Raw genomic sequence first — 8,342 nt, 5'->3', positions numbered from 1 at the left:
GCTATCCGGCTCAAGGACCAAGGTCGGCACTACAGACGCTTTCGCAGGACCCGGTCTAGCTCACTCAGGCACTTACACTACCGCCAAGGGCCAAAATGGGCCTAAAATGGCAACATCCGGGGTCGAATAGTCGAAGCCGGGCTAATTTCTGCCTCCATAAACGTAACGGCCCCTCCCGCCAGGATCACGCGATTGCCGCGCACTTGGCAAATCACGTCACCGCCACGCTTGGACACCTGCCGTGCATTTTGACGGTTCGTGCCCAGCTGGGATGACCGGTACGGCGTCAGTTCACAGTGCGCCGAGCCGGTCACTGGGTCTTCGGCAATCCCGAGCTTTGGCGCGAAAAAACGGCTGACTCAATAATGATGTGTGCCGCTGCCAGTGTGGCATGGCCGCTCATTGCTACATCTTTGCTGCGTATTCCTGCGGGTAGCCGACCCAGAAGGTGCCACCCTTCATCGGGCTGGTGAGAAAACTGTCGAGGCTCAGCCCGGTCCTCACTGCGCCGGTATAGACATAGGGGGCGCCGGTCGAGGTGTTGTAGAACAGGGGGACGCCGGCATCACCGGCGCCCATCATTTGATACTCGCTGTCGAAGATGGGGTCCGGGTACATCGGTTCCATGGTGTCCACGGTGCCGAATGATGGGTCGTAGCCGCAGAGTACATTCATGTGGGCGAACCCCCCGGACGCCGTGAAGCCCAGTATCAGCGGCCAGTAACCGAGGTAGTCGACGAGTTGCGACGCCTTAATCGTCGCCGCCTTCATGCGATAACCGTTCTTGGTGGCGAGATGCTCGAGGCCGGCCGGCCGAATGGTGCCGTCCACCTTGTTCCATAGACCGACGCCGAGCTTGTTCAGGAACTCACTCTGCGCGACGCTCGGGCGGTCCGGCAACACCCGCAGCCACCAGGCGAGGCAGGCGGCCCAGCAGGCGGTTTCATCGATTTGCCCCTCGGCCTTCATCTGTCGGTAGGCGGGGCGCATCCTGATGGCAATCGTAATCGGCGGGGCCAGCGGCTTGTCGCCGGCCGTGACCGTGAATGTCAGCGTGCCCGGTTTGGTGGTGTCGATGCGGGTGGAGCGTTTGCCTTGCCCCTCGTTGTAGACTTCGTTGGCGCATTCGCCCAGGCTGGAGCCCCAGGCCGAGAACTGAAGGGCGGCGATTTCCGTATTGGTACCCTGGAAGCCGACATAGGCGTCTTCACCGCAATGCACCGTCAGGGACTTCGACTTGGCGTCCCAGAGGCCACGCGTCTCTTTGGGGAGAAACAGCTTACCCATTCTAGTCACCTCAAGGGCGAGACGCGCGGTGCGTCGTTGATGGCGGAGCGGCGGGAGTCATGCAGCGGTTAACCGCTTTGGGACTCCTTCAGTTGCCGGCGATCCGTTGCCGAAGGCATATCTGCTGTGCGCTTTTTGGCTACCCTCCCCAGCCGGGGAGACCGGTGAGATATAGTCATCGGCTGCCCGGACCTCAACGGGGCGCCGGCCAAGGCACTCGATCAGTGCGGTGGGCGGGGCACCGGGCCGTCGCGCACGCGCGCGAAGGTCCACCGTCAGATCACTGCGCAGCCAGTTCGCCGAACCAGTAGGCGGCCGTGCCTCCACCGTCCATGAGGAAATCGCTACCGGTGATGAACGTGCCGTCCGGCCCCATCAGAAGAGCGCCAACGCTCCCCACCTCCTCCGGGGTGCCACCGCGCCCGGCGGCGGACAGATCGATCATGCGCGGATACCCCTCGCCGCGTGGACCGGCCAACTCCTCCTTGGCCAGCGGTGTGAAGATGATGCCGGGGCTGATCGTGTTGACCCGCGCCCCCCGCTTGCCCCACCGCACTGCCTCGGCAATCACCCGCAGCGGGCGCCCAAGAAGTTACCAACGATCGAACGCGATCGGACAATGAAACCGCGAACGATACCGAGGCTCTTGACAATCCTTTAACCCGGCAGCGAAAGGGCTGTTGTGACCATTGAGTCTTGCATTGGTTCTCCCGTGTGGTGTTTAACGCTAAGCCTGAAGCGGCGCGCGCCCCGCACGCAGGTTGCCAGTTACCACGAGCCCTGATCGCGCACGCTCGCTGTTGAGCCGAAGATCAGGCTCTTTATTCGTTTCCGGAAACAGAACTCGAGCCAGGCCCCTTATCCCTTTATCCCCAGGCCCCTTATCCCCCGAATACATTTCGCGGCGGCAACGCCAAAATGAAATAGCGCTTGGCCCCTTTGTCGCTTTTCCCGTGCATGAGTTAGCAGCCTCCCACCTCGTTACACCTAGCACAGTAAAACCCACCATTCGGATAGGTTAGCCCAAGGCGGCTTTGGGCGTGCGGATGGTAGCCGGTGGCTTGCTCATAGCCAAGGATACGGCACTTTGCATCGCCTTCTTTCTGACGCCCGGCCGGGACCGCTCCAAAGGTAATGGCATTATCCCAGCGGGGGTGCTCATTGCTGCGGTTGGTGGTTGACGACATCATACGGGGCGCGATTGCCCCAGCCGTTTCGCCGGGAGTGCCGGTCGCGCAACCGAACAGCAGCGTGGCGACGCAGCCAAGAATGGGTAAAGTGCGTGTGGATTTCATCATGGCGTTGAGTTCTCATAAGGTGTGCTGGTGGCCGCTCATTTCCAGTCCGTCGCGCCCAGCCATGGCGATGACGATCATGGGCAGCACAGCGAAGGTCATTCGCGGTAAGCAATGGTGTCGGTGCTGATCAGCGATCCATATTGCGGGACCGCCCGCGAATGAATGCCAAGAAGTGCTGATCAGTATGTATGATGCGCCCCGGGGGAGCGCCATTCTGTTCGATAACGCACCCAGGCCGGTTTCATTCATAATGCCGGCATCCGTCGCGGCTGGGGGTTATGGCATACCCGCCGTCAGGGCTCGGCGACAGGGCCATGGTGCCGGAGTGGTCGCTCTGGGCTGGCCGGTGTCGCCCCGTTCGGGTCTTGACCAGCGCCGAGCAAATTGTGTTCGACCGGCGGTGACGCTAGGGCGGACGTCGGCAGCGGCGGATCACCAAGGTTGGAGCTGCGGGGCGGCGGAGATTCTTGCTTGACAGTGGGCTCGAGACTGTGGAAAATACACGGTCTTTATCCGAGCCCCTGTCCAGGGCTCTATGCCCAACGGATTCCAGGAGACCCCCCCTTGGCAAACTCAGCACAAGCCGAAAAACGCGCCCGTCAGGCCGAGAAGCGTCGTCAGCAGAACGCCTCTCAGCGCAGCACCTTCCGTACCTTCGTCAAGAAGGTCATCAAGGCCATTGAATCGGGCGACAAGGCGGCTGCGACCGAGGCCTATAAGAGTGCGCTGCCGGAGATCGACGGCGCCACCACCAAGGGGATCATCCACGCCAACAAGGCCGCCCGTCATAAGAGCCGCCTGAACGCCCATATCAAGGCGATGGCGTAAGGCCGATCGGCCAGGCTTGAGTCCTGCGGCCTGGCAGCGGGACTCAGGTGAAAAAGCCGGCTCATGAGCCGGCTTTTTTGTGCCTGTCGGTTGCCGTGCGAAGGTAGCGTCGCTTGAGGGTTGCGTTGCGGCGGGGGCGCCACTCCTACGCGGGATCAGAGCACGGTCACGGCCCGCTCGAACGACAGCCGCGGGCTGCGGGGATGCAGCGAACTCGGTTCGCCGTACCCCAGTGCGATGAGGAAATTGGACCGGTAGCGTCCGTCCGCAAAGAACTCGGCGTCCACCTTGGCGTTATCGAACCCGGACATGGGTCCCGCGTCCAGTCCCAGGGCGCGCGCGGCCAGGATCAGATAGGCCCCCTGCAGGGTGCCGTTGCGAAAGGCCGTCAGCTGCGCCAGTGGTGGGTTGGACGTGAACATGGCCTCTGCGCCGGGGTTGTGAGGCCAGACTTCCGGCATCAGTTCGGCGAAGCGCGTGTCGTGCGCCAGGATCGCCGTCACCGGGGCCTCGCGCACCTTCGCCACATTGCCCTCCATCAGGGCCGGTACCAGCCGTTCCTTGGCCGCCGCGGTCTGCAAGAAGAGCAGGCGGGCGGGCTGGCAGTTCATGCTGGTGGGGCCGTAGCGCACCAGGTCATAGAGTTCGCGCAGTTGCGCCTCGGTGACCGGCCGGTCCTGCCACCGGGGGTAGGTGCGGGCGGTGCGCAAGAGTTGATCGAGTGCCTGGGCGTCGAGTGGTTGGTGCATGGGGGGAGTAGTCTCCGGTGAGTCTGATGGCCGATTCTAAAGCAACGGGAGTCGAGGCGATGACCATGACCGAGCTCGATTGGACTCGCATCGACGATTGTTTCCTGGATATGGACGGGACCCTGCTGGACCTGCACTTCGATAACCATTTCTGGCTGGAGCACGTCCCGCGCCGTTATGCCGAGGCCCGGGGGCTCAGTCTGGAGGCGGCCAAAGCGCAACTGCGCCCGCGCTTCCAAGCGCTCGAGGGGACACTCGACTGGTACTGTCTGGACCACTGGAGCAGGGAGCTCGGGCTGGACATCGCGCTCCTTAAGGCGGAGGTCGACCACCTGATCGCGGTTCATCCACATGTGGTGAATTTCCTGGAGGCCCTGGCTGCCCGCGGCAAGCGTCGTGTACTGGTGACCAACGCCCACCAGCAGGCACTGGCGCTGAAGATGGGCCGCACGCGCCTCGCCGGTCACTTTGAGCACATCATCTCCTCCCATGACTTGGGGTTGCCGAAGGAGTCGCCGGACTTTTGGCCGCGCCTGCACGCGATCCTGCCATTCGACCCGGCCCGCACCCTGTTCGTCGACGATAGCCTGAGCGTGCTGCGCTCGGCCCGCACCTACGGATTCGGTGCGCTGCGCGCCGTCCTGCAGCCCGACTCCCAGGCGCCGCGGCGCGTGCAGGACGAGTTCCCGGGGATCGTCGATTTCGCCGAACTGCTCCCGGGGCTGCGCGGCTCGCTCAGGAATCGGTCGGCTCGCCGGCCGGCCCGTCCGTCGTCTGGGTGACGGGCTGGGCATCGCCTGGTTTAGCCGCGGGCTTGCGCCGCCGCCGACGCCGCTTCTTCGCCGGGTCCGCGCCGGGCGGCGGCGACGGCTCAGACGATCCGCCGTCAGGCGTTGCCGTGGGGCTTGCCGGGGGCGAGGTCAGCGCCGCCTGTTCGGGCGCACGGCGCTCCCGGCGTGGTGGGCGGGGCGGGGCGGTGGCCGCAACCGGCGCAGGTGCGTCGGGCGTCGCTGTCGCTGTCGCTGTCGGTGTCGTGACCGGGGGCCGGTCCGCGGTGCGCGGGCGTTCCGCACCGCGCGGTCCATCGCGCCGGCTGGGGCCGCCCGGTCCGCGGCCGTCGCGGCCCCGTCCGCCGCCTGGGGGGCCGCGGCCGTCGCGGTCGCGGTATTCGCGATCCTCCCGTTCCGGGCGCAGGCGGCTGCGGTAATCGATCTCGGGCAGCAGGTGGGACTCCACCGGCTCGACCGGCACCTTGGCGCCGATGAAGCGCTCGATGTCCGGCAGGCAGAAGGCATAGGTCTCGCACACGAAGCTGATGGCGTCCCCGGCCGCCCCGGCGCGGGCGGTGCGCCCGATGCGGTGGACATAGTCCTCCGCGTCCTCCGGCAGGTCGTAGTTCACCACGTGGGTCACGTCCGGGATGTGCAGGCCGCGCGCCGCCACGTCCGTGCCCACCAGTACCGGCAGGTCGCCGTCGGTGAAACTCTTGAGCAGTTTCAGGCGTTTTTTCTGGGGGACGTCGCCTGAGAGCACGGCGGTGTTGATCCCGTTGCCCTGGAGGTAGCCCCAGACCCGGTCGGCCTCGCGCTTGGTGTTGACGAAGACCATCACCCGCGGGTCCTCCCAGGTACGGACCAGTCCGATCAGCAGCGGAATCTTCTCGGAGTTGGCGGTCATGTAGCAGCGCTGGCGCACCCGGTCGGCGGTGACCGTGTCAGACTCGATCTTGATGAGCTGGGGGTTGTTCATGTGCTCGTAGGCGAGCTCCAAGACCCGGTAGGACAGGGTCGCGGAGAACAACATCCCCAGGCGCTCCTCCGGGGGCGGCATGCGTTTCAAGAGGAAGCGGATGTCCTTGATGAACCCCAGGTCGAACATGCGGTCCGCCTCGTCGAGCACCACCACCTCGACCCGGCTGAGGTTAAAGACGTGCTGCTTGAAGTAGTCGATCAGGCGGCCCGGGGTGCCGATCAGGATGTCGACGCCCGCCGCCAGCGTGTCGCGCTGTTCCTGATAGCCGGTACCCCCGAACACCAGCCCGACGCGAAAGCCGGTGTGCCGGGCGAGCACCAGGGTGTCGTGGTGGATCTGCACCGCCAACTCCCGGGTGGGCGCCACGATCAGTGCACGCGGCTGGGCCGGGTGGTCGGACGGCGCCGGCTGCGAGGCCAGCAGGCGCTCCAGGATCACCAGGAGGAAGGCGGCGGTCTTGCCGGTACCGGTCTGGGCCTGGCCCGCCACGTCCTGGCCGGTGAGCGCAACGGGCAGGGTGGCGGCCTGGATTGGGGTACAGTGGGAGAATCCGGCATCGGCGAGACCCTCAAGTACACTCAGGTCAAGGTCAAAGTGGTCGAACCGGGTCGCGGTCAGGTGTTTCTCTGTCATTGAAATCCTTCAATTGTTCTCAACGGTCACAGCCCACCCAAGGCAAGGCTTGCAAATTCTTTGCGCTTTGGATCAAATAGCATCTTAACCCTTGGGCATAAAACTGCGCCAATTTGCCCGTCCTGCCCCTGCCCTCGACTCAACCCCGCCGGTAACCGGACGCGCCCGCACTGTCCGACGGGTACCGGCCGGACCTTCAACCCGTGAGTCTTGAGGCCCGGGCGCAACACCAAACGGAGTCCACTGCAGTGAGCGATAACATCGTCCATGTGACCGATGTCAATTTCGAGGATGAGGTGCTGAAATCCACCAAGCCGGTCCTGGTGGACTACTGGGCCGACTGGTGCGGGCCTTGCAAGATGATTGCCCCGGTGCTCGACGAGATTGCCGAGGAGTATGTCGGCCGGCTCAAGGTGGTCAAGCTCAACATCGACGAGAACCCCAAGACCCCGCCGGTCTACGGCATCCGCGGTATACCCACCCTGATGCTGTTCCGCGAGGGCGAGGTGGAGGCGACCAAGATTGGGGCCGTCTCCAAGTCCCAGTTGACGGCCTTTATCAACAGCAATCTCTGACCCCCGGGGCCCCGCGAGCGGGCCGCCGGTTGCGAACCGGCCGCGAACCGGCCGCTCTCCCGGCCCCTTGATCCCCGGGGCGGTGAGACCCGCTCATCAGGATCACCAGTTTCCGTTCGGGCACGCCCACCAGTGGCGCGTGCCCCGTGTCTGCCAAACCCACGCCCCTCCGCGGTGTGCAGCCCCCCCGAGCCGTCTCCCCTTGACGCCGATCCCTCGCGGGACGCCCAGCACCTCCCCTGACCTCTGCCTCAGAAGATCCGAATGAATCTAACCGAACTAAAAAAGACGCCGGTGCCCGAGCTGGTCGAGCTGGCGCAGTCCATGGAGATCGAAGGTGTCGGCCGCTCGCGCAAACAGGACCTGATCTTCGCCATCCTCAAGGCCCAGGCCAAGCGCGGTGAGGATATCTACGGCGACGGGGTCCTGGAGATCCTGACCGACGGCTTCGGTTTCCTGCGCTCCGCGGACGCCTCCTATCTCGCCGGGCCCGACGACATCTATGTCTCCCCGAGCCAGATCCGCCGCTTTGCCCTGCGCACCGGCGACACGATCTCCGGCAAGATTCGCCCGCCCAAGGACGGCGAGCGCTATTTCGCGCTGCTGAAGGTCAACGACATCAACTTCGACCGGCCCGAGAACGCCAAGTCTAAGATCCTGTTCGAGAACTTCACCCCGCTGTTCGCCCAGAAACGGCTGAAGCTGGAGATCGGCAACGGCAGCACCGAGGACCTGACGGCGCGCACCATCGATCTGGTGGCACCCATCGGCAAGGGTCAGCGTGGGCTCATCGTGTCCCCGCCCAAGGCTGGTAAGACCATGATGTTGCAGAACATCGCACAGTCCATCGGGCACAACCACCCGGACTGCTACCTGATCGTGCTGCTGATCGACGAACGCCCGGAGGAGGTCACCGAGATGTCGCGCTCGGTGCGCGGTGAGGTCATCTCCTCCACCTTCGACGAGCCCGCCACCCGCCATGTGCAGGTCGCCGAGATGGTGATCGAGAAGGCCAAGCGCCTGGTGGAGCATAAGCGTGACGTGGTGATCCTGCTCGACTCCATCACGCGCCTCGCCCGCGCCTACAACACCGTGATCCCGCCGTCGGGCAAGATCCTCTCGGGCGGCGTCGACTCCAATGCCTTGCACAAGCCGAAGCGCTTCTTCGGCGCGGCGCGCAACGTCGAAGAGGGCGGCTCTCTCACCATCATCGGCACGGC

Annotated in this window: 9 protein-coding genes and 1 pseudogene; 4 read left to right on the top strand and 6 right to left on the bottom strand. The window is 64.7% G+C overall.

Annotation, left to right across the window (positions count from 1 at the left end):
- Window positions 1-101: 101 nt before the first annotated feature.
- The 4 genes and pseudogenes from QZY44_RS02890 to QZY44_RS02875 form a co-directional block, all read right to left on the bottom strand.
- A pseudogene (locus tag QZY44_RS02890) lies at window positions 102-344 on the bottom strand (PhzF family phenazine biosynthesis protein); the annotation flags it as partial.
- Window positions 345-405: 61 nt separating this feature from the next.
- On the bottom strand, window positions 406-1,287 hold the full coding sequence (locus QZY44_RS02885; RefSeq protein ID WP_295441985.1) for a papain-like cysteine protease family protein: 882 nt from the start codon (window positions 1,285-1,287) through the stop codon (window positions 406-408).
- A gap of 280 nt (window positions 1,288-1,567) precedes the next feature.
- Window positions 1,568-1,858, bottom strand: a complete 291-nt coding sequence (locus QZY44_RS02880) for an SDR family oxidoreductase (RefSeq protein ID WP_295441982.1) — start codon at window positions 1,856-1,858, stop codon at window positions 1,568-1,570.
- Between the two features lie 391 nt (window positions 1,859-2,249).
- The gene (locus QZY44_RS02875; protein WP_295441981.1) at window positions 2,250-2,585 is read right to left on the bottom strand and encodes a hypothetical protein; all 336 of its coding nucleotides are present in this window, start codon (window positions 2,583-2,585) and stop codon (window positions 2,250-2,252) included.
- A 564-nt stretch (window positions 2,586-3,149) separates the two neighbouring features.
- Between QZY44_RS02875 and rpsT the strand changes: the two genes are divergently transcribed.
- Window positions 3,150-3,413, top strand: a complete 264-nt coding sequence (gene rpsT, locus QZY44_RS02870; RefSeq protein ID WP_295441979.1) for a 30S ribosomal protein S20 — start codon at window positions 3,150-3,152, stop codon at window positions 3,411-3,413.
- Window positions 3,414-3,568: 155 nt separating this feature from the next.
- Here the strand turns inward: rpsT and QZY44_RS02865 are convergent, their stop codons facing one another.
- Window positions 3,569-4,162, bottom strand: coding sequence for a malonic semialdehyde reductase (locus QZY44_RS02865; protein ID WP_295441976.1), 594 nt, complete (start codon window positions 4,160-4,162; stop codon window positions 3,569-3,571).
- Between the two features lie 26 nt (window positions 4,163-4,188).
- Between QZY44_RS02865 and yrfG the strand changes: the two genes are divergently transcribed.
- Window positions 4,189-4,944 carry a GMP/IMP nucleotidase gene (gene yrfG / locus QZY44_RS02860; protein WP_295441972.1) on the top strand — a complete coding sequence of 252 codons (756 nt, stop codon included), beginning with the start codon at window positions 4,189-4,191 and terminating at the stop codon, window positions 4,942-4,944.
- On the opposite strand, the gene QZY44_RS02855 is transcribed toward yrfG, so the two are convergent.
- A complete protein-coding gene (locus tag QZY44_RS02855) occupies window positions 4,898-6,547 on the bottom strand; it encodes a DEAD/DEAH box helicase (protein WP_295441969.1) in 1,650 nt (549 codons plus the stop codon). The two genes, yrfG and QZY44_RS02855, sit on opposite strands and share 47 nt — an antisense overlap.
- Window positions 6,548-6,795: 248 nt before the next feature.
- Between QZY44_RS02855 and trxA the strand changes: the two genes are divergently transcribed.
- Window positions 6,796-7,122 carry a thioredoxin TrxA gene (gene trxA / locus QZY44_RS02850; RefSeq protein WP_295441966.1) on the top strand — a complete coding sequence of 109 codons (327 nt, stop codon included), beginning with the start codon at window positions 6,796-6,798 and terminating at the stop codon, window positions 7,120-7,122.
- Window positions 7,123-7,386: 264 nt separating this feature from the next.
- A partial coding sequence (gene rho, locus QZY44_RS02845) for a transcription termination factor Rho (RefSeq protein ID WP_295441963.1) occupies window positions 7,387-8,342 on the top strand: 956 nt, incomplete at its 3' end.

It is taken from the genome of uncultured Thiodictyon sp., from assembly GCA_903837595.1.
Lineage (GTDB): Bacteria > Pseudomonadota > Gammaproteobacteria > Chromatiales > Chromatiaceae > Thiodictyon.
This window is presented reverse-complemented; position numbering and strand designations above follow the sequence as displayed.